12 protein-coding genes are annotated in these 20,451 nt (G+C 37.5%); 10 read left to right on the plus strand and 2 right to left on the minus strand.

Annotated features, from left to right (window positions below; translation table 11 throughout):
* From ACOVO2_RS23545 to ACOVO2_RS23580, 8 genes are all read left to right on the plus strand, one after another.
* On the plus strand, positions 1-2,300 hold a 2,300-nt coding region (locus tag ACOVO2_RS23545), incomplete at its 5' end, for a DUF5682 family protein (protein WP_421772322.1).
* A 263-nt stretch (positions 2,301-2,563) separates the two neighbouring features.
* A complete protein-coding gene (locus tag ACOVO2_RS23550; protein WP_421772323.1) occupies positions 2,564-4,975 on the plus strand; it encodes a DUF4132 domain-containing protein in 2,412 nt (803 codons plus the stop codon).
* Entirely contained in the window at positions 4,972-5,580 is a 609-nt protein-coding gene (locus tag ACOVO2_RS23555; protein WP_421772324.1) for an SLATT domain-containing protein, read from the plus strand. Before ACOVO2_RS23550 ends, ACOVO2_RS23555 begins: the two co-directional genes overlap by 4 nt.
* Positions 5,577-6,773, plus strand: a complete 1,197-nt coding sequence (locus tag ACOVO2_RS23560; RefSeq protein ID WP_421772325.1) for a VWA domain-containing protein — start codon at positions 5,577-5,579, stop codon at positions 6,771-6,773. The genes ACOVO2_RS23555 and ACOVO2_RS23560 overlap by 4 nt, the downstream gene beginning before the upstream one ends.
* An 88-nt stretch (positions 6,774-6,861) precedes the next feature.
* On the plus strand, positions 6,862-7,296 hold the full coding sequence (locus ACOVO2_RS23565) for an energy transducer TonB (RefSeq protein WP_421772326.1): 435 nt from the start codon (positions 6,862-6,864) through the stop codon (positions 7,294-7,296).
* Between the two features lie 171 nt (positions 7,297-7,467).
* Positions 7,468-9,030, plus strand: coding sequence for an ADP-ribosylglycohydrolase family protein (locus ACOVO2_RS23570; RefSeq protein ID WP_421772327.1), 1,563 nt, complete (start codon positions 7,468-7,470; stop codon positions 9,028-9,030).
* 733 nt (positions 9,031-9,763) lie between these two features.
* The gene (locus tag ACOVO2_RS23575) at positions 9,764-14,857 is read left to right on the plus strand and encodes a 3-coathanger stack domain-containing protein (protein WP_421772328.1); all 5,094 of its coding nucleotides are present in this window, start codon (positions 9,764-9,766) and stop codon (positions 14,855-14,857) included.
* 119 nt (positions 14,858-14,976) lie between these two features.
* Positions 14,977-16,758, plus strand: a complete 1,782-nt coding sequence (locus ACOVO2_RS23580; protein ID WP_421772329.1) for an ABC transporter ATP-binding protein — start codon at positions 14,977-14,979, stop codon at positions 16,756-16,758.
* Positions 16,759-17,225: 467 nt separating this feature from the next.
* Here ACOVO2_RS23580 and ACOVO2_RS23585 read toward each other — a convergent pair whose 3' ends face one another.
* Together ACOVO2_RS23585 and ACOVO2_RS23590 are read right to left on the minus strand one after the other, a co-directional pair.
* Complete coding sequence (locus ACOVO2_RS23585) at positions 17,226-17,684, minus strand: hypothetical protein (RefSeq protein ID WP_421772330.1); 459 nt, start codon at positions 17,682-17,684, stop codon at positions 17,226-17,228.
* A gap of 130 nt (positions 17,685-17,814) precedes the next feature.
* The gene (locus tag ACOVO2_RS23590; RefSeq protein ID WP_421772331.1) at positions 17,815-18,438 is read right to left on the minus strand and encodes a MarR family winged helix-turn-helix transcriptional regulator; all 624 of its coding nucleotides are present in this window, start codon (positions 18,436-18,438) and stop codon (positions 17,815-17,817) included.
* Between the two features lie 193 nt (positions 18,439-18,631).
* Between ACOVO2_RS23590 and ACOVO2_RS23595 the strand changes: the two genes are divergently transcribed.
* Both ACOVO2_RS23595 and ACOVO2_RS23600 read left to right on the plus strand, forming a co-directional pair.
* Positions 18,632-19,318, plus strand: coding sequence for an ABC transporter ATP-binding protein (locus tag ACOVO2_RS23595; RefSeq protein ID WP_421772332.1), 687 nt, complete (start codon positions 18,632-18,634; stop codon positions 19,316-19,318).
* Positions 19,319-19,482: 164 nt separating this feature from the next.
* On the plus strand, positions 19,483-20,433 hold the full coding sequence (locus ACOVO2_RS23600; RefSeq protein WP_421772333.1) for an HlyD family secretion protein: 951 nt from the start codon (positions 19,483-19,485) through the stop codon (positions 20,431-20,433).
* Positions 20,434-20,451: the final 18 nt, after the last annotated feature.

Raw genomic sequence — 20,451 nt, forward strand, 5'->3', positions numbered from 1 at the left:
AAAAAATGCCCATCACAATTCTCGGAATAAGACACCACGGAGTAGGTTCGGCCAAAAATGTGCTTGAAATGCTGGAGCAAATTCAGCCAGACATAGTTTTGGTAGAAGGTGCTCCCGAACTCGACCAAATCACACACTGGGTTGGAAATAAACAGTTGGGCGGCACTCCGCTTAAAACCCCAGCAGCTGTTTTGGGCTATAACATCGACGACCCAAAACAAGCAACTTTCTATCCATTTGCCGAGTTTTCGCCAGAGTGGCAAGCCATTTTATACGCCAACACCAAGCAAATTCCAGTCAGAATGATAGATTTGCCTTTGGCTATTAGTTTTCAAATAAGTTCAAATCTGAAAGATGAGTCACTAAAATCAGTAACAGAAAACGAAAATATTGATGAAAAGGTGGAAGATTTTCCATTTCCTCCTACCATTTACAAAGACCCTATTTCTCATTTCTCAGATTTGGCAGGGTATGATGATTCTGAACTTTGGTGGGAACATCAATTTGAACAAAAATATACTAAAACCAACGCCAAAGAGCATTTTGAGGCGGTTTTATTGATGATGACCGAGCTTAGAAACGCTCAAATAAAATCATCGTTAGAAGAAGAAAACATTGCCCGTGAGGCGTATATGCGTGAGCTTATTCGTAAAGCTCAGAACGAAATGTATGCCAATATCGTGGTTGTTTGTGGAGCATGGCACGCCCCCGCTCTACTCGATATTGATGGCACAGCCAAGCAAGATACCAAGATTTTAAAATCTTTACCCAAGACTAAAAATAAGGTAAGCACCACATGGATTCCGTGGACTAACGACCGTCTTTCGATGTTTAGTGGCTATGGTGCGGGCATTACTTCGCCAGGTTGGTACGAGCATCTTTGGAAACACGGCGAAAAAGACGATGGCTCTCGTTGGCTTACAAAAGTGGCTCGCTTGTTTCGCAAAAACAAGATGGATACTTCAACGGCTCACATTATAGAAGCCCTTCGTTTGGCCGAAACATTGGCGAGTTTACGCTCATTATCGAAGGTCGGGTTAGTTGAACTCAATGAAGCTACCCAAACCGTGATGTGTATGGGCGATGGCATTCTGCTCGAATTGGTCAAAAAAGAGCTGATTGTTGCCAATCGAATCGGTAAAGTTCCTTCCGAGTTACCAAAACTTCCGCTGCAAGATGACTTTGAGACTTTGGCCAAGAAATATCGCTTGCCGATTACGGCCGAGAAAAAAGAATATGAATTAGACCTCCGCAAAGAATTAGACCTCAATCGAAGCAAATTTATTTATCGCCTCGAAATTTTAGAAATCAACTGGGGTCAGCGAATGTATGCCCGTAGCAAAGGCACTTTCAAAGAAGCATGGACGCTCAAATGGGAGCCAGAAATGTTTATTAGTTTGATTGAAAAGGGCATTTGGGGAAATAGTATCGAAGATGCCTGCACGAAGTTTTTGGTAGATAAAAGTCAAAAATCAAATGCCATCAAAGATTTAGCCGAGATGATTCAGAAGGCCATTCCTGCCGAATTATTTGGAGCAATTGAGCATCTTTTGGTCAAAATCAACGAGGTAGCTACGGTTTCGGCCGATATTCTGGAATTGATGACAGCTCTTTCGCCTTTGGTAGAAGTTAGCAGATACGGAAACGTCAGAAAGACCGATTTAAGTGCCATCAATCAATTGGTTGAGGGCTTGCTGACTCGTATTTGCATCGGACTACCGAATGCTTGTTATGGTTTAGATGATGAAAATTCTCGCAAAGTTTTTGAATATATCAAGCAAGTAAACGAAGCAACAAGGCTTTTAGAAAACCAAGATTTAACCGAAACTTGGCTCAAAACTTTGCATATTCTACTCGAAAAACAAGGCATTAATCCTATCATTTTGGGTTGTACTTGTCGATTATTATTCGATGCAAAAGCTATTGATGAAGTAGAAACTGCTCGCAGATTTGGCTTAGCACTTTCGGCTGGAAACGAACCTATTTTCTCGGCAGGTTGGTTAGAAGGTTTTCTGAAAGGCAGCGGAATGATTTTGCTCTACGATAATATTCTTTGGAATTTGCTCTACAAATGGGTTTTTGAATTACCCAATGAATATTTTATAGAACTACTACCCATTCTCCGACGCACATTTTCGAAGTTCGACCCATCGGAAAGGCGACAATTAGGGGAAAAAGCGAAAGCGGGAGCAAATCTCGAAAAAACGATTGTTTTGGAAGAAACTCAAAGCGAAACATTTAATACCGAAAGAGCTAAAAAACCACTGGCAATGATTGAACTTTTGTTGGGGATAAAATAAAAAAGAGAATAAATTTTAATTTTTATGAAACCAAAACACCGAAGGTGTTAAGCATAAGTAGCCCAGAATGAAATTCTGGGGAGAAAAATGTGAGAGAGGCCTAACCCTGAAAGGGTTAAACAAGAGAAACATGATGATGTTCAACCCATACAGGGTTGTTGTTTTCGTGGATTGAGTTACTTCCTATTTTATAGGAAGCTATTCATGTTTAAGCCCTTTGGGCAGTTTTTTTCTAATGACTTTATTCAAAAAATCATTAAATTATGACAAAAAACTCAGATAAACTCAAACAGTATACAAACTCAACAAAAAATAGTTATTATTATCATTACGCTCCAAAAACTTTTGATGAAATTTTTAAATATTTATCTGGAGAAACTGAAACTTTGCCAAATACTCAAAATTTAAGTTCTTGGTACTTAGAAGATTTGATTGGGTTGTTAAATCATGTAGATTTATGGAGTGAGTTTGATGATAAGATAATGAAACTTGCATTCCAAAAAAATATTTGGGGAATGCCACAAAAACCAGAAATTTATACATCTGGGTGTTACTCGTTTTTTATGAAATGGGTTAAAAGACAGATAAGAGTAGATAATTCTATCGAAACAATAAAGAAGTTTGAACAAAAATCAAAAGAATTCCAAATCCCTCATGTATTTTTCGTTTTTAACATTGCAAATAATGGGGTTTCATTTCTTAATAAAGATAATTCTCTTACAGGATTAGGAGCATTTTTATTAGAAAATTTGGACAAAAATTTAAATTCATATTCAAGTGCATTTGAAGATAGTGATTCATTAAAAGGGTATTTTAATTTACTAATTATCACAAATCAAAGTAAATATGAGCGTGAAATCTGGTCTTTTCTTCAACACAAATCTAAGAAAATCCGAGAAATGGCGGCCATTACGCTTTCAAAACTTGGAGAAAGAATCATTCCAGAAGCAAGCAAATTATTAAACGATAAAAAAGGTGAAGTCCGCCAAATAGGAGCTTTAATTTTATCATTAATCAAAACTGACGAATCGCAACGAATTTTGCTCGAAGCTCTCGACAATGAAAAAAATGATGATGCCCGTGATGTAATCTTAGAAAGTTTATCGGGTATTTTGCCTGTTCCGAAAACTGAAGAAGAACTCAAAGAACGCATTGAAAAAGCTCAGAAAAGAGGGAAATTAGATTCTCCAATTGAAAAATGGCTCGATGAAAGTCATTTACCAAGCCTCAATTGGCTATCAGGTAAGGCCTTTACTGCCAACGAAATCAGATATTTATTTTATCGCCAAAGCCGAACGAAAGACATCAGAATCGACTCGGAAGCAAAGCCTATGCTGGCATTGATTGATAAAACTACAAGTCATGATTTTGCTTCGGCTTTGCTCAAAACGTATTTCACAAATGGTGCTGATGCCAAACAAAAATATTGTTTAGGTTTAGGTGCGATTTTAGGCCAAGATGAAGAATGTAATAGTATCAAAAGCAAAGTTACGCAATGGGCCGATGCAGGTCGAGGAAAAATGGCAGAATATGCAGTAAAGGCACTCGCACTCAATGGCTCGACAAAAGCACTCAGAGCAGTTGAGTTTTTCTCAAGAAAATACAAGAATAAAAACAAAAACATCGGAGCTGCCGCCAACGAAGCCTTTGTAATTGTGGCCGAAGATTTAAACATTTCGCCTTACGAACTGGCCGATTCTATCATTCCAGATTTCGGTTTTGATGGACTTTTCAAAGAATTTGAAGTAAATGGTGATACTTATCGTGCATTTATCGACAATGATTTTAAGTTGGCTTACCTCAACGAAGATAATAAAGTGCTAAAATCATTGCCCAAAGCGACAACCAATGAACTAAAAGAAGAATTTAAGGAAATTGGCAAAGAGATTAAAGATATAGTAAAATCTCAATCAAGTCGTTTAGAACAGTATCTGGTTATACAGCGTAAATGGAATACCGAAAAATGGCAAGCCTTTTTTATGGGGAATCCTGTAATGTTTGCTTATGCAGTCAGACTGATTTGGGGAGTTTATGATACTGATAATAAGCTCATTGATACTTTCAGATGCCAAGAAGACCAAACACTCATCAATCTTGAAGGAGATGAAATTGAATTGCCCGAAGATGCTCAAATCGGTATGGTTCACCCAATTTCACTCACAGCCGAACAAATCACTTTTTGGACTGAAAATCTCTACGACGATGACATTCAACCCATTTTCCCTCAACTAACACGACCAGTCATTTCGCTTAATGAAAAAGATAAAAACTTGAAAATCAGCAGAGAATTTCAAGGGGTGCAGTATGGTGGTTATGGTTTTATCAGCAAAATGGAAAAAATTGGTTGGAACAGAGGTTCGGTAGTTGATGGAGGATGGATTTCAAGCTATTTCAAAGATTTTTCTGATTTAGGTTTCACCGCAATTATCACTCAACAAGGCGAACTTTGTGTGGGCTATTACGATGGAAATGCTGAACTCAACGAATTGATGTTTGTACGCAAAAAAGCTGTTCAGTTTGGTAGCTATATTTATGACGAACCGAGCCATGAAAACGATGTTCGCTTGATGCCTTTTGGCGAAGTACCAGCCATCATTTATTCAGAAGTAATGGCCGATATGCAGTATTTTAAAGAGAATGATTTGAAGAAACAAAACGAAGTAAATAATCAGTGAAAGCAGCCCAAAAAACATTTGCCGAAGATTTAGATTTCAAGATTTGGTCAACCAAAGGCACTAAATTTATTGCCCACGAACGCCTTTTGCTCAAGCATCGGCTTTCAAATCAGTCGCTAAGTTACCTTACGGCTTATGTGGTTATTGTCAACCTGATTCCACTTTTCAATACCACCAAACATTTACTTTCGGCCGATTTGATTTCGTTCGTAACTACCGTTTTATCTATTCTAATCTTAGTTTTCGGGCAAATAGAATCTTCGGCTGAGTATAATTTAAAGGCACTCAAGCAGCACGAATGTGGCCGACAGCTCGCCAAATTGCATCTCGAATTGAGCAATCTGACTTTAGCAAAGGCTACAGATAGCGAACATAATTTTATGCAATTGGCTCAAAAATATTCTGATATTTTAGATGTGTACGAAAACCACGATAGCATTGATTATCTGCTCTTTAAGACAAAAAATCCGAGCAAATATTCGGTTTCAGAAAGCGAAAAATGGAAAGTTCGCATTAAATACTATTTCTCGAATGTTTTCTTGTATCATTTTCTAATTTTCTCTCCAATCATTTTGGCAGGAATTTACACCACTTTTTACTCATGAACACAGAAACTCTCAAACGATGGCGATTAATTTTGGGCGGTGATAAAGCCGATGGAACAGGCTGCTCTCTAAATGGTACTGAATGTCAAATGGATGCCGCACTTTCGGCATTATACGAGTTTGAACGCAAACAAAAATTTGATTACGAAGAAAAAGACAATACAAAAGTAGGACGAGGAGGTTCTCAACCCAATATTGCCCGCTGGTTGGGAGACATTAACAGCTATTTTCCAAAATCGGTTGTTCAAGTCATGCAAAATGACGCTTTACGACAACCTGAACTTCAAAAAAAGCTGATGCTCGAACCAGAGATTCTTGAACAAGCAACTCCAAACGTGCAATTACTCGCACACCTTATGGAATTAGGGAAACTGATTCCTTCCAAAACTAAAGATACTGCTCGTAGAGTAGTGGAAAAGGTTGTTGAAGAGCTTTTGCAGAAATTAGAGCAGAAAACCGTTCAGGCGATTTCGGGAGCAATTAACAGAAGTACTCGTAACAAACGACCAAGATATAATGAAATTGATTGGAATACGACTATTCGTAAAAACCTAAAGCATTATCTCCCAGATTACAAGACCATTATACCTGAAGAACGTATAGGTTATGGGCGTAAAAGTAAACGTTCATTAAAAGATGTAGTTCTATGTCTCGACCAAAGTGGTTCGATGGGAAGCTCTGTCGTTTATACAGGTATATTTGGGGCAGTGATGGCTTCCATTCCCAATATCAAGACTCAGTTAGTAGCGTATGATACCGAAGTAGTAGATTTAACCGAAGACCTCAAAGACCCTATTGACTTATTATTTGGCGTACAATTAGGTGGAGGAAATGACACAAATAAGGCTTTAAAGTATTGCCAAAGTATCATCACCAAACCTGATGAAACTATTTTAGTCTTAATTTCAGATTTATATGAGGGTGGTGGTGAACCAGAAAAACAAATGCGATTGCGAATGCAAGAACTCATTGCAGATGGGGTTCAATTTATTGTCTTATTAGCATTAGACGACAGAGGCACTCCTTCTTTTGAGCAGGGAAATGCCAAGTTTTTGGCCAATTTAGGCGTTCCTGTTTTTGCTTGTACGCCCGATATTTTCCCCGATATGATGGCCGCCGCAATCAGTAAACAAGATATGGCTCAATGGGCTGGTGATAATGATATTGTGCTGAAAGGAGCAAAAGGACAGTAATATTTTGTAACAAACTTTACGAGAGTCTTTTCTTGAAATAGATTTACACAAAAACATGGTAAAATGCCTCACATTATTTTTTATCTTCATGATAAATTCAAAAGTGTTTTCACAGACTTATGAAAAAGTATCTGTCACTGCCGACACTACAGTTTATTTAGGTGTTTGTGAACAAGGCTCACCTCCATCTTTTCCTGGAGGTGATAAGAAAATGGCATTTTATATGAAGAAATATATGTGTCCTGCTTATAAAGCGAATAAATTAGAAGGCTCAGTTTTGTTTAGTTTTGTTGTGGAAAAAGATGGGACTTTATCAAAAATAAAAGTAGAGGAAAATGGGCAACCTTCGATTGTAACGAATGAAATTAAATGTGCACTCTATTGTATGCCTATTTGGAAGCCAGCAATATCTTGTATCTATGAGAATAAAACAATAAATTTAGTTTATCAAAGGCACATATATTACGGGAGCGTTGACCGAGAAAAATGTATTTATTTTCCACATGAAAATTTAAAAAACTAAAATCCACCTCTGCGGAGGGTATTTCTTCGCAGAGGCGTTCTGTCTTGTCCTAAAATAGATTTAGACTACAGTCTATATTGATTTATATCCTTCTCATCCGTCAGTTGAAACTGACGGGGTCGCCCAGACGGCAATGAAGTAAAAAACTGAATTACAAAACTCAACCCTAACATGAAAAACAAAATTTTACCCATTATTTTCTGCCTATTATCTACACTTACTTACGCTCAAAAAATGATTACCATGAGCAAAGAAAAGCTCAAAGACAAAATAATGGGGGGCTGGGCAGGCCAAACCATCGGTGTTACTTTCGGAGCTCCAGTTGAATTCAAGTTCAACGGAACAATGATTAACGACTACCAAAAAATTCCTTGGTATGATGGCTTACTACAAAAAACAATGACTAATAACCCAGGCGTTTACGACGACCTTTATATGGATTTGACATTTGTAGAAGTTTTCGAGCGTGAAGGTCTCGATGCTCCCGTAGAATCTCATGCTAAATCTTATGCCAATGCGGGTTATATGCTTTGGCACGCCAACCAAGCGGCTCGCTATAATATTTTGCAAGGCATTATGCCACCTGCTTCGGGGCATTGGCTCAATAATCCGCACGCCGATTGCATTGACTATCAGATAGAAGCAGATTTTGCTGGACTAATGTCGCCCGGAATGCCTAATACCGCCTCAAAAATTTCTGATAAAATTGGTCATATCATGAACTACGGTGATGGCTGGTACGGTGGTGTTTATATCGGAGCGATGTATTCGTTGGCTTTGACTTCAAATGACATCAATTATGTGGTAAACGAAGCTTTAAAGACAATTCCGAAGGAATCACAGTATTATAAATGTATTACCGATGTGATAAAATGGCATAAAATGTACCCTGACAATTGGAAAAAAACTTGGTTTGAGCTTCAACAAAAATGGACAAACGATATTGGCTGTCCAGATGGTGTTTTTGCACCTTTCAATATTGATGCGACCATCAACTCAGCTTATGTTGTGTTGGGCTTACTCTACGGCAAAGGAGATTTTACCCAAACAATGGAAATCACCACTCGTTGTGGACAAGATGCTGACTGTAATCCATCTTCAGCAGGTGGTATTTTGGGGGCGATGCTGGGCTATAAAGCTATTCCCGAATACTGGAAATTGGGTTTAAAGGCAATCGAAGACATGGATTTTAAATATACTTCCACTTCTCTCAATGATGTTTACGAAATTGGCACAAAACACGCTATACAAAACATCGAACGCAATGGAGGTAAAGTTTCGGGCGATATGATTTCGATTAAAAGCCAACTACCAATCGCCGTCAGATTTGAGGAAAGTTTCAAAGGACATTACCCGCTCGATAAAAAATGGATTGGTAAAAATTTAGAGAATGAAATCGAATTAGATTTTGAAGGAAATGGCTTTGTAGTGAAAGGTGAAGCGAAACCAAAAGAAGGTAGTTCGTGGGACTCTAAAAGTGAAAAATTTGCTCAAATTGAAGTCTATGTTGATGGAAAATTGCACGAAACAGCCAAACTTCCTATAAAATTCACTACTCGTCGCCACGAAATTTGCTGGAAATATCAACTAAGCGATGCCTCTCATAAAGTAACACTAAAATTACTCAACCCCGACCCCGAAGTGATTTGCTATTTATCAGAATTAGTATGGTATTCGAGCAAACCACAACAAAAAATGACCATAGGTACTTTTGGACCTTATAAGAAGAAATAGCTTCGGCTATGCTCAGCTACCGATTCAAGCACGGTGGCTGGTACGCCCCTTAATTTCTCTATAATTTAGAGCCCAACAAAACCTTCCATTTAATAGTTTGGGTACCCCAAATTATTATTGAAATTGATCATTTTAGCAGTTTATAAAACATTAAATCTAGACAATACTTGTTTACTATTTTACAGATAAAACGCATTAATACAATGTAATCTAAGTAAGTACAACATTTTTTTCATGTCCCTCCCTCCCCATCGGGGAGGGAAAGAAAGGGTGGGATTTATAAGTAATTGATAATCAGTTTATTTTACCCCCTCCCTAACGGCAGCGGCCGACCGTCCTCCCCGATGGGGAGGGAACTAAAGCAAAACTTATACTAACTTAGTTTACAGTGTAATTAAAAGTTTTAGTCGTAAAACAGCGTAATATATTTATAAAATAGTAAAATCATCTTCATTCAAGATGCCCCGCAATATTTCGGTGCGATGCACCTCAAATAATCAATTATACTTTTTTGCTACCAATATCTTTGGACGATACCCCATTGTGAAATTTGAATGTGTTTAACCTGATTATTTTATGATTATGGGACTACCTTCTTGAATTATTTAAATTTTTTTTTAAACTCTACAAACACTTAAAATTTTTTATCAACATTCATCGCCGTTAGATAAATTCCAAATAGCATTTAACATTTTTCATACTACTTTTAATCGTAAAAAAATGAATTAAATCTATGGGTAAATTTTTAGCTTTGCTCCTTTTAGTATCACAAGTTGCCCGCTCTCAATCCATATTAATTTCATTTGAAGGAAACTCCATCTGTAAAAATAAGACAGAGCAGCTTGCGTTTTCAATTACTGGAAATTTTAATCCGGGTAACTATTTCTCGGTTCAACTTTCAGATTCCTCTGGAAGTTTTATGCAGCCCTCTGAACTTACACGGTTTACTAATGCAGCAGCCCAAAATGTATCATTTAAGTTAAATGACACTACTTACTTAGGCACTAAATATAGACTAAGGGTGGTGAGCAGTAATCCTGTTGTGACAAGTAATAATAATGGCATAAATTTGTCAGTTATCGATTCTTGTCAGATTATACTTCCACCAAGAATTATTCTTAAAAACTTGAGTTCAAATCTGATCTGTACTCCTGCAAGTATATCGATCAATTGGAAAGTAACTAACAGCGTTTTCTCGAGTTCTGATTCATTGAGCATCCAACTCTCAGACTCGAGTGGCAGTTTTACGAATCCTTATTTTCTGGACGCAGTTTTTGCTAATGATACCACCACTAATATTCTTATCCCCAAAAACATTACTGAAGGAAGTAAATATCGGCTTCGGCTTATTTTAATCCAAAATATATCGGCACTCAATTACTTTCCTAATAAAGTTAAAAAATCAGACTATACCATTGACATTGATTCAAGTAAAATAAGCAATAGTACCTCTGCTTTTTCAATACGTGTAAATCCTCAACCAAATATCGAGATAAGCCCTAGCAATGCTTGTTTGGGCGATAGCGTAATGATTACTGTCAATGATTTAGAGATGGACAGTGCAACTTTCCATTGGTCAGGGCTTGGCATTGGCACCAACGACACCCTCAAATTGAATAAAGCCAGAATTCAAGATGCTGGCATTTATACAGTTGAAGCATCAAATAATGGGTGTTCAGTAACTACCTCAAAAGAGCTTATTTTATCAAACTGTAAACCTGACTGGTCATGGGCTTTAACTGATACATTTTGGACCGATACGTTTAAGTACCCATCTACTATTACTGACACCGAAATTGATCAGGATAATAATTTATTTGTAGCAGGTTTTTTCTCTACTCAGTCTAATTTAGGAAATACATACATCCATGCAATTGAGGGAAATGCTGCCTATTGCGACAGTTCCGCCAAAACGACTGGCTTTCTTGCAAAAATCAACTCAGATGGGCAATTATTATGGTATAGAAAATGGAATGCTTCAACAGAAAATTCCGATTATAAATATTGTGACCTATCAATTGATAATGGTCAAGTTTTTATTATTTCGGAGTTTAATGCTTATAATTCCTGTAGTTCAACTCCTCGAAATCAAGCATCTCTAATCATTTCCGATGAGGAAGATTTAGCATTAGGTTCGCTTATAGGATTTTGTAGATATGCTATCCCAAATACAATCCCAACCAAATATAATTATCGATATAAAGGCCGATTTGCTTGGGCCGCAAAATTTGATTTAAGCGGAAATTTAGATGCTCTATCAAACTTAACCGAGTTAAAATCTTGTAGTAGCTCGCCTACTAACTTTGATTCTCAACCAACCTATGGACTAGGCAATCAAGGATATTATTCTATAAAAGCACGAAATAATAAATTATGGCTACTTTATACTTGGAATCAAGGTCTACCCAATATCATCAAGTTTACTAACGGCAGTCAATATACCAATGAAGCTGCAGGAATAGTAATAGCCGAGCTGAATAAATCCAATTTGAGTATCCTCAACTTTGAAAAAATTTCTGTAAGCTCAACAAACGGAGCATTAGGATTATCTAATTTCGAGATTGATCACCAAAACAATATAATTATTAGTGGCTCGAGTGCCACTACCGGAATTGGCTCTGCTCAGCAGATACTTTTTGGTAATACATCACTAAACTTTACTAAGGGTGACTACTTTGCTGCAAAATATAATACTGTTTCAAAGACTTGGGTTTGGGCAAAGAAATCAGTACTTGACCAAATTAACGACTATTTGAGTCTAGCCCCCCAAATCACAATCGATTCTCTGAATAATATTTATTTAGGGTTAAATTATAAACCAATAAGTGGAGGAAGTTTCGCAGGTATCAATTTTCCTGATCATTCATATGATTATGATAGTAGTCGGGCAGCTGCCTTACTAAAAATTGCCCCTAATGGTGTTGGGCAGTGGGTCAAACAAAATAACCATCAATTACGAGAGGGTAGAAATAATATAACTATCGATAAACAAGAGAATATCTATTTGGCTTCTTTTCTACAAAACACTTCAACAGCTAAAGAATATTTAATCGGTAACCATCGGCTGCAACAAAAAGAACTATCTACTATAAAAAATAAATCTGGCAATTTATTTATTGCTGTTTATAAACCATCAGGAAAACTTGTCGGAACAGTAAGTAATATTAAAATATATAACTCAATTGGCATTAATGGTTTTGTGGTAGATAGCAATCAAAGTGTAATTATTAGTGGACAAAATTTTGGTAAAGTTTCATTCGGACAATTGCGTGTAAAAACAAATTATAGTAGCCTAGCTGATAGTTTGGGCGATCGTCAGAGGGCGTATATTTCAAAAATATCAAATCCACAAAGTATCACAACAGATAGTGTTTCAAAACACGCTTGCGTGGGCGAAAGTACCGAGATTAGGTTTAATACCTTTGGGAAATTCCCATTAAATACACAATTCAAAGTGCAGTTAATTGGCGTACAAGGAACCAATAAGGGTAAAGTAATAGAAATTGCCGAAGGAATGAATAGCCCAGTTTCTTTTTTAACAACGGATGCCTTAGCCGAAAACTCATATTTAGTAAGGATCGTAACCAAAGACAATAAATATGTTAGTACTTATCGAATCGATGATACACTTGTCATAAATTCACTTCCCAAACCTGTTATTCTCAGTAATCAATTAGGATTTAGAGTAGAGCAAAAAATTTGTTCTACCTCCTTACCTACGTTTCGTATTCAAGGTTGGGGAGGGCCGCAAGGGATATTAAAATATAACGAAAACACTATATATGTTGGCTCTAATATTGATTATCAACCAGCACCTTCGCAATCAGGAACCTACACAATATCCTGGGTCGAAAATGGCTGTACTGGCGTCAGTCAAAACTTAGAATTAACCATTTATAATCCGCTTACAGCGGTGCTAAGTGGCAACCAAACTGTAAGTGTAGCTGGAAATCCAGCATATTTGTCATTAACAGTTTCGGGGGGAAAAGATTATACCGTAGACATCGAAGGCTTGCCGCCGTTTACTTCTAGTAAGCCAACGCAATTGATTCCGGTTTATCCAACACAAAATACATCTTACAAAATTAATTCAATTACGAATGCCTGTGGAAATGCAACAATTTCTGGCTTAGCAAATATTATATACTGCCTGAATTCAATTGTGCTCAAAAACCAAATTGATAATATCGACAGTGGTACGGTTATAAAAGAAACCAGTAAATCATCAGGAGAAATTATAGCGGATAATCAAATATCAGATAAAGCTAAAGTTACTTATCGTTCAGGAAAATCAATTATCCTTAATCCAGGTTTCTATGCAGCCGATTCCGTAACTTTTAAAGCCGAAATTGGAGGCTGTCATGCATCACCAGCATCGCCAGAGCAAGAGTTCAAATTGGGTTATCAAAAACTTTTTATTCATAATGGCAATGTTGATCAAACGATTGTAGAAATGACAGAGTTTGCCAACAAGGGTGCAAAACTATTTGAAATGACACTAAGGCTGGAGCAAGTATTCAAATCACTTTCTCAGTTCAATGAAACAAACCCAACAATACTTAATCAATATTGGGCATTATTCGATCGAGTGATTGCTCACGCTAATAATATCTATGATCATGTTGTCTTCAGAATTGCGGTTGATTATGACGACTCACGTTATTATTTCCAAGAGAGAGATGAGTCACGCCCTAATTCACAACCATACTCGAACTTTCAAAATGCATTGTTTGATTTATTTGGAGGAGAGATAATTCAAGACCAATTCGGAAATCCTGCACGCGTAGGCTATGGTTCAGGACATGGCTCTTTTGCATCAATCAGTGCCAAAGAAAAAATGAAAGGCTTTGTTCAGAAAGTGATAGATCGCTACGCTCCTATTTTGGGACAAAAACTTTATTGGGTTTCGGTGGTGACATCTGCACAATTTGAAACGGGCAATAATTATGAAAATGCGTGGAATGGCTATAATTTCATGAGTCCGAAACCTTGTGAATATGATTACACTCCGGCCAATATCAATCAATTTAGAACTTGGCTCACAACAGAGCGATATCAAGGCCTTGCAGGTTTCAATGCAGCCTATGGCACCAACTACAATAATATTAGCCAAATTCAACCGCCAAAAGTGAATGTATCGATTCTGGATAACATGACCCATGATCGTCTGGCTGAAATGTATAACACGCTTTTGTTCGAAGACTGGTATAAATTCAATTATAAACAAATGAAATCGTTTTTACTTGATTGTAAAAACATTATCAAATCTTCTAATCAGAATATTAAGTTTTGCTTTGAGGCCGGCTCAAATACCGACCATCTAAGTGCTGCACGAAAAACCTTCAACATCCCGGATATTAATTCGTATGCCGAGGTACTGAAAACAGCCTTTCATACAAGCACTTTTGCGGGAGCAAAAGTCTGGGATGCGGATCTTGTACGCTCTAACTTTACAGGTGAAATTCAATCAGAAATCAATGAAGCCGATGTTGTAAATATTGGTGGCTTTACAAACCCTAGTGTTGTAAAACAAAAGATGCTCGAATATTCGAAGATGGCTTACTTAAATCGTGCAAAATCTCTCATTTTTGTAGCGGATAAATCTTCTCCGTATTATAATAATTCTTTAGACGCCTTGGGAGAGTTTAAAAGTTGGGTTGAAAATCATACCGAACAACTTACTGAAGGACAAACAATGTATGTTAATTTATCTGATTTAATCCGAAATTTTTCGAGAGCAGTGGCACCATTTAATGCTATATCGCCATCGTTGCCAGCAAATGGGTATCAAAACCGACCAAAAATCATTATCATTCCAGATAATTAACGAAATTAATAAATGGTAAAGCGAGATTTCATGAGTAATGATGCAACAATTTTCAAAAAATCGTTGTTAAAAATTATGAGTCAATCAACTCAGAACTCAGCACTCATAATTCAGAACTCTTGAAACATCTCGCTTACCTCAACAAATACTTTCTGAAATACAAATGGTACTTGATTCTTGGTATCATTTTTACCATCGTTTCCAATCTTTTTGGTATCATTCCTGCCCAAATTGTGCGTCATGCACTCGATTTGGTGAAGGAAACGATTGATATTTATTTTCTCTACAATAATTCTCAGACCCAAAAATCAATGTACGATGTCTTCACGACCAGCATCGGTATTTATGGTTTATTGATTTTGGCGATGGCGATCTCGAAAGGTATATTTCTATTTGCCGTTCGTCAGACCATCATCGTGATGTCTCGTCACATTGAGTTTGATTTGAAAAATGAAATTTACGCCCATTATCAAAGCCTTCCATTGAGTTTTTATCGCCAAAACAATACTGGTGATTTGATGGCACGTATCTCGGAAGATGTGAGTAAAGTGAGGATGTACGTCGGGCCATCACTCATGTATTTGATGAATATGTTTGTGTTGGTTGTATTGGTTCTGAGCTACATGTTTTCGGTCAATACTCGTCTTACATGGTGGGTTTTGCTACCAATGCCAGTGCTTTCGGCCAGTATTTTTATGGTCAGTAGCACTATGAATAAGCGTTCGGAAGAAATTCAGAAAAGCCTTTCTAAACTTTCAACGTTTGTGCAGGAAGCATTTTCTGGAATCAGAGTTTTAAAAGCATTTGCTCGTGAAGACGATTCAGCCAAACGATTTACTGCCGAAAGCGATGTTTATAAATCAAAATCATTGGCACTGACTCGTGTCGATGCACTTTTTTCGCCAACAACTGCTTTATTGATTGGTTTAAGTACGGTCTTGTGCGTGTATGTGGGTGGACAAGAAATCATTGCAGGAAGATTAACTCCCGGAAACGTAACGGAGTTTATTATGTACGTATTCATGCTTACTTGGCCGCTCATTGCTTTGGGTTGGACATCGAGCCAAATTCAGCGTGCGGCCGCTTCACAGAAACGTATCAATGAGTTTTTGCAAGTAAAATCCGAAATTGTTTCTACTAAAAATCTTACTACCCCAATCGAAGGCAATATCAGTTTCCGAAACATTGATTTTGTTTATCCTGATTCGGGCATTCAAGCACTTAAAAACTTTAATCTTGAGATAAAATCGGGCGAATCAGTAGCTATTCTCGGCACGACGGGTTCTGGAAAAAGTACAATTGCCAACCTGATTGTACGAATGTACGACACCACGAGCGGAGAAATTCTTTTCGATGGCATTTCGATAAAAGAATACAACGTGCAGTATTTACGTAGTCAAATGGGATATGTACCGCAAGAAGTATTTTTATTTTCGGATACCATTATGAACAACGCCAAATTTGGCTCGCCAAATATCACCGATGAACAAGTAATTCAAGCTACAAAAGATGCCGACTTATATCAAAATATCATGGATTTTCCAGAAAAATTTGATACAAAACTCGGAGAAAGAGGCATCACGCTCTCGGGTGGACAAAAACAAAGACTTTCCATTACTCGTGCGATTGCCCGTGAACCAAAGATTTTGATTCTCGACGATTGCCTTTCAGCAGTTGACACCAACACCGAAAATATCATCTTGAACAACCTCCAAAGAATCATGCAAAACCGTACTTCGGTGATTATTTCTCACCGAGTTTCGTCGGCAAAGCTGGCAGACAAAATCTTGGTTTTAGACAATGGCGAAGTTGTAGAACAAGGCACGCACGACGAACTCTACGAAAAAGGCGGAGCATATCGTGAACTTTACGAAAAGCAGTTGCAGACTGAGGAGGTTTGATGAAAAAATTCAACTGTCAATTCTGATTGGTAAAGTTTTTTTAAATTTTTGTATTCTCTTTCATTGCCGTCAGTTTCAACTGACGGATACTCAATTAAAAATAAAATTTGACTTTAGTCAAACCATTTATTTAGACTAAAGTCAAATTTGTTTTGTTTCTGTGCTTCATCCGTCAGCTAAAGCAGACGGGGTCGCCCAGACGGCAATGAATCTAACTTATTTCTTTCTTAGAAATAAAACAATAGTGTAATTATAAAAACTCCAAATCGTCGATGCGGGAGTGATATATCATCCCTTCGGGATTCTGATGTAATGCTTATGTTTAAATTCTATAATCATATCATCCTTTCAGGATTCTTACAAAAATACACGCTGTAATCATCAATTTGCATAAACAAAAAGGTCTTATGAGCATAACTCGCAAGACCTTTTTTTATGTTGACTGTCGTCTATCGACCGTGGAATAATCAATAACGTCTATTATATCGGTCGTCATAACGGTCACGATTACCTCGGCTGAAGTCTTCGTAAGTTACACGGTCGCCATCACGTTTTTCTCGATTTATCCAACGGTTCAAGACTGTCAAATCTTCTATCAAATCACGGCGTTCACGTGGGTCAAGCACACCATCACGTTTATAGCGATTTTCTTTATATTCGATAGACTCTACCTCACGCAATAAGCGTTTCGACTCACGAGAAGTGATACGTCCAGTTTCAATTCCCCAAGCAATTTGACGGCGAGCCTCACGTTGATAACTATCAATTTTATCATAGCCACCTCTACCATAATTATCGTTTCTATCGTAGCGTCCATTATCATTGCCACGTCGTCCGTAGGCATCATCATTGCGGTCATATCCTCTTTGTGCATTGGCCACGGCAGCACTTGCTACCAACATTGCCACAATCATTAGCTTTCTCATAGTCTTTATCTGCTTTAGTTTTACTGTTATTAAACTTCCTTAATTATTGGAATTTAATACTTAGATGCAAAACCTACTCGAAGGGTTTACTCAGCTTTTTGTTAATGATTGTTAATGCAATTTTAGAGATTTATTCACCGCTCGTTAGCACCTCAAAAGCCTGTTCAAATTCAATATTACGTACATTCTTAAAATGCTCGTTATGAAAACTATCCAGCCTTTTCAAGATATTCACTATCATCGTTTTTTCGCTGGGCGTTAGCGTATCAAAAGCCATTCGGCCAACTTTATCCATATAAGGCATACTTTCGGCCAACACTTGCAATCCTTTTTCGGTAATTTTTACTCGCTTCGAGCGTTTATCATTTTCATCAGGAAATTCCTCTACCAAATCGGAGGCAATTAATCTTTTAATAATATCAATTCCCGACGGAAACTCCGATAACATTTCATAAATCAACTCACTCTTTTTGGGCGTCTTCAAATCCATCAACGAAATCAGATATATCCAATCTTCGATATTATTCAACGGAAAATGATTGAGTGCTTTTTTTGAATAAAGATTTGAATACTTCACTAATCTACCCAACAAACCCGCCAACTGTCCATTGACAGGCACACTATGCCATTCTTCCAAAGATTGCGTGCTATGCTCGGCCAAATACTTCACACAAAAATCAGCGATACTTATATCTGGATTTTCGGTTTCGTACTTGTGCCACGTGTTTACTAATTCTACTATTTTCTTACTCATCACAAAATCTTTTATATACTACTAAACAAAATTAAACTTACTTTGTTTTCATAATAAATACTAAGCAAAATTATACAATAAAATATGTTTTCAAAATAAAAATTCAAATTTTCTTGTTTATTACTTTGAAAACATAATATATTTACATCATAATCAATGTTTTTATTACAGAAACATAAAATAAATCAACAAAATGATTGCGGAATTAAAAGAAGTTGGGAAACAATATAAGGTAGGCGACCAAACGATTGTTGCTCTTCAACCCACCTCGCTCAAACTCAACGAAGGAGAATTGATGCTTATCATCGGGCCATCGGGTTCGGGAAAAACCACCTTACTATCGTTGTTGGGTTGTGTGATTTACCCATCGTTTGGCAATTTGTGGGTAGATGGAAAATACATTAACGACCTCAAAACCAATGAGTTGGCCAAACTCCGCCTTGATACTATCGGTTTTGTGTTTCAAAGTTTCAACCTACTTGCTCCACTCAATGCCGAAGACAACGTGGCTTTTCCATTGAAATTACAGGGAGTTTCGGGCGGAGAAATTAAGAAAAAAGTAGAAAAAGCCTTAGAAATTGTGGGAATGACCGACCGGCGAAAAAACTTACCTAAAGAACTTTCGGGCGGACAACAACAACGAATTGCCATCGCAAGGGCTTTGGTGACAAACCCTAAATTGATTCTTTGCGATGAACCAACTGCTTCGCTCGACAAAGATTCGCTATCGGTTGTGATGAATGAACTCCGAAACTTAGCTCGACAAGGCAAATCGGTGGCAGTCGTAACACACGACCCACGCCTACAAGAGTACGCCGACCGTATAGTTGAAGTAAAAAACGGAATCGCTACTGAAATTTTTAATCAACCAATTAATTAAGACCCAGTCCACGGTCAATAGTCCACAAGTCCACAGAAGTGTAACTTGTTCATTATTAATATTTTACATAAAACAGAATTTTCGATTATTTCTGACCTCAAAACTTAAAACATTTACTCATTCAAATCAGATTCGTCAAAAATCAGAAAATAGCATTTAAAAGCATGAAAAATTACATCATTTCTATTCTTACAATGGCAGTGTTGGCTTCTTGCGGAAATAAAGAAGACAAAGAAGCTGCCGAAAAAGCCAAAGCCGACTCACTCGCCAAAGTTCCTACTACCAATAACCGCATTTTGGGTGTTGCTCGCATCGAGCCAGAAGATGGTATCTTGAATTTTACGGCAGGAACAAGCGGGAAAGTTTTGGCGGTTTTAATCAAAGAAAACCAAATCGTGCAAAAAGGACAAAGTTTAATTACGATTGAAAATAGCCTCGAAAATGCCCAACTGGCTCAGTCAGAAAGCAAAATAGCTACCCAAAAAGCAGCCATTGCTGTCAATCAAGCTAATCTGGAAGCAGCCAAAGTTAGTCTAAAAAATGCTCGTGACACCTACGAGCGAAACCTCCGCCTGTTTGAAGGAAATGCCCAAACCAAACAGGCCGTTGACGATAGCAAAGCAACAGTTGATAGATTGATGAAAGATGTAGAAACGGCAGCCGCCAACATTGAGCAATCGAAAAGCAGAATCAGTGAATTACAGGCCGATATTAATTATTTCCGAACCGCTGTAAATCAGAAAAAAGTGAATGCATTGGTTTCGGGAAAAGTGCTGAAGGTTGCCATAAAAACTGGCGATTATGTAACAAACACTACTCAAATCGCCGAATTTGCTCCAACTGGCTCACTAATCGCTAAAACGGAAGTGGATGAATTATATGCCGAAAAAATTCAACTCGGACAAAAAGCATTTATCATTTCGCAAACAACGGGCGATACCCTTGCCAATGGTTCGGTAAGCTACGCCGCCGACTATTTGAAACAAAAATCACTTTTCAAAGACCAATCAACTGAGCAAGAAGACCGCCGTGTGCGTGATGTTTCGATTCGTTTGGAATCGGGCAAAATGCCACTCATCGGTAGCCGAGTTGATTGTGTGATTTTATTGAAATAAAGTCAAAATTAAAGATTA

This window comes from Emticicia sp., from assembly GCF_049241225.1.
Lineage (GTDB): Bacteria > Bacteroidota > Bacteroidia > Cytophagales > Spirosomataceae > Emticicia.

Excerpts from the sequence above, each read along its gene's own strand:
- ACOVO2_RS23595 (WP_421772332.1), top strand. The coding sequence starts at position 18,632 with ATGATTGCGGAATTAAAAGAAGTTGGGAAACAATATAAGGTAGGCGAC.
- ACOVO2_RS23560 (WP_421772325.1), top strand. The coding sequence starts at position 5,577 with ATGAACACAGAAACTCTCAAACGATGGCGATTAATTTTGGGCGGTGAT.
- ACOVO2_RS23585 (WP_421772330.1), bottom strand. The coding sequence starts at position 17,684 with ATGAGAAAGCTAATGATTGTGGCAATGTTGGTAGCAAGTGCTGCCGTG.
- ACOVO2_RS23575 (WP_421772328.1), top strand. The coding sequence starts at position 9,764 with ATGGGTAAATTTTTAGCTTTGCTCCTTTTAGTATCACAAGTTGCCCGC.
- ACOVO2_RS23550 (WP_421772323.1), top strand. The coding sequence starts at position 2,564 with ATGACAAAAAACTCAGATAAACTCAAACAGTATACAAACTCAACAAAA.
- ACOVO2_RS23590 (WP_421772331.1), bottom strand. The coding sequence starts at position 18,438 with ATGAGTAAGAAAATAGTAGAATTAGTAAACACGTGGCACAAGTACGAA.
- ACOVO2_RS23565 (WP_421772326.1), top strand. The coding sequence starts at position 6,862 with ATGATAAATTCAAAAGTGTTTTCACAGACTTATGAAAAAGTATCTGTC.
- ACOVO2_RS23600 (WP_421772333.1), top strand. The coding sequence starts at position 19,483 with ATGAAAAATTACATCATTTCTATTCTTACAATGGCAGTGTTGGCTTCT.
- ACOVO2_RS23570 (WP_421772327.1), top strand. The coding sequence starts at position 7,468 with ATGAAAAACAAAATTTTACCCATTATTTTCTGCCTATTATCTACACTT.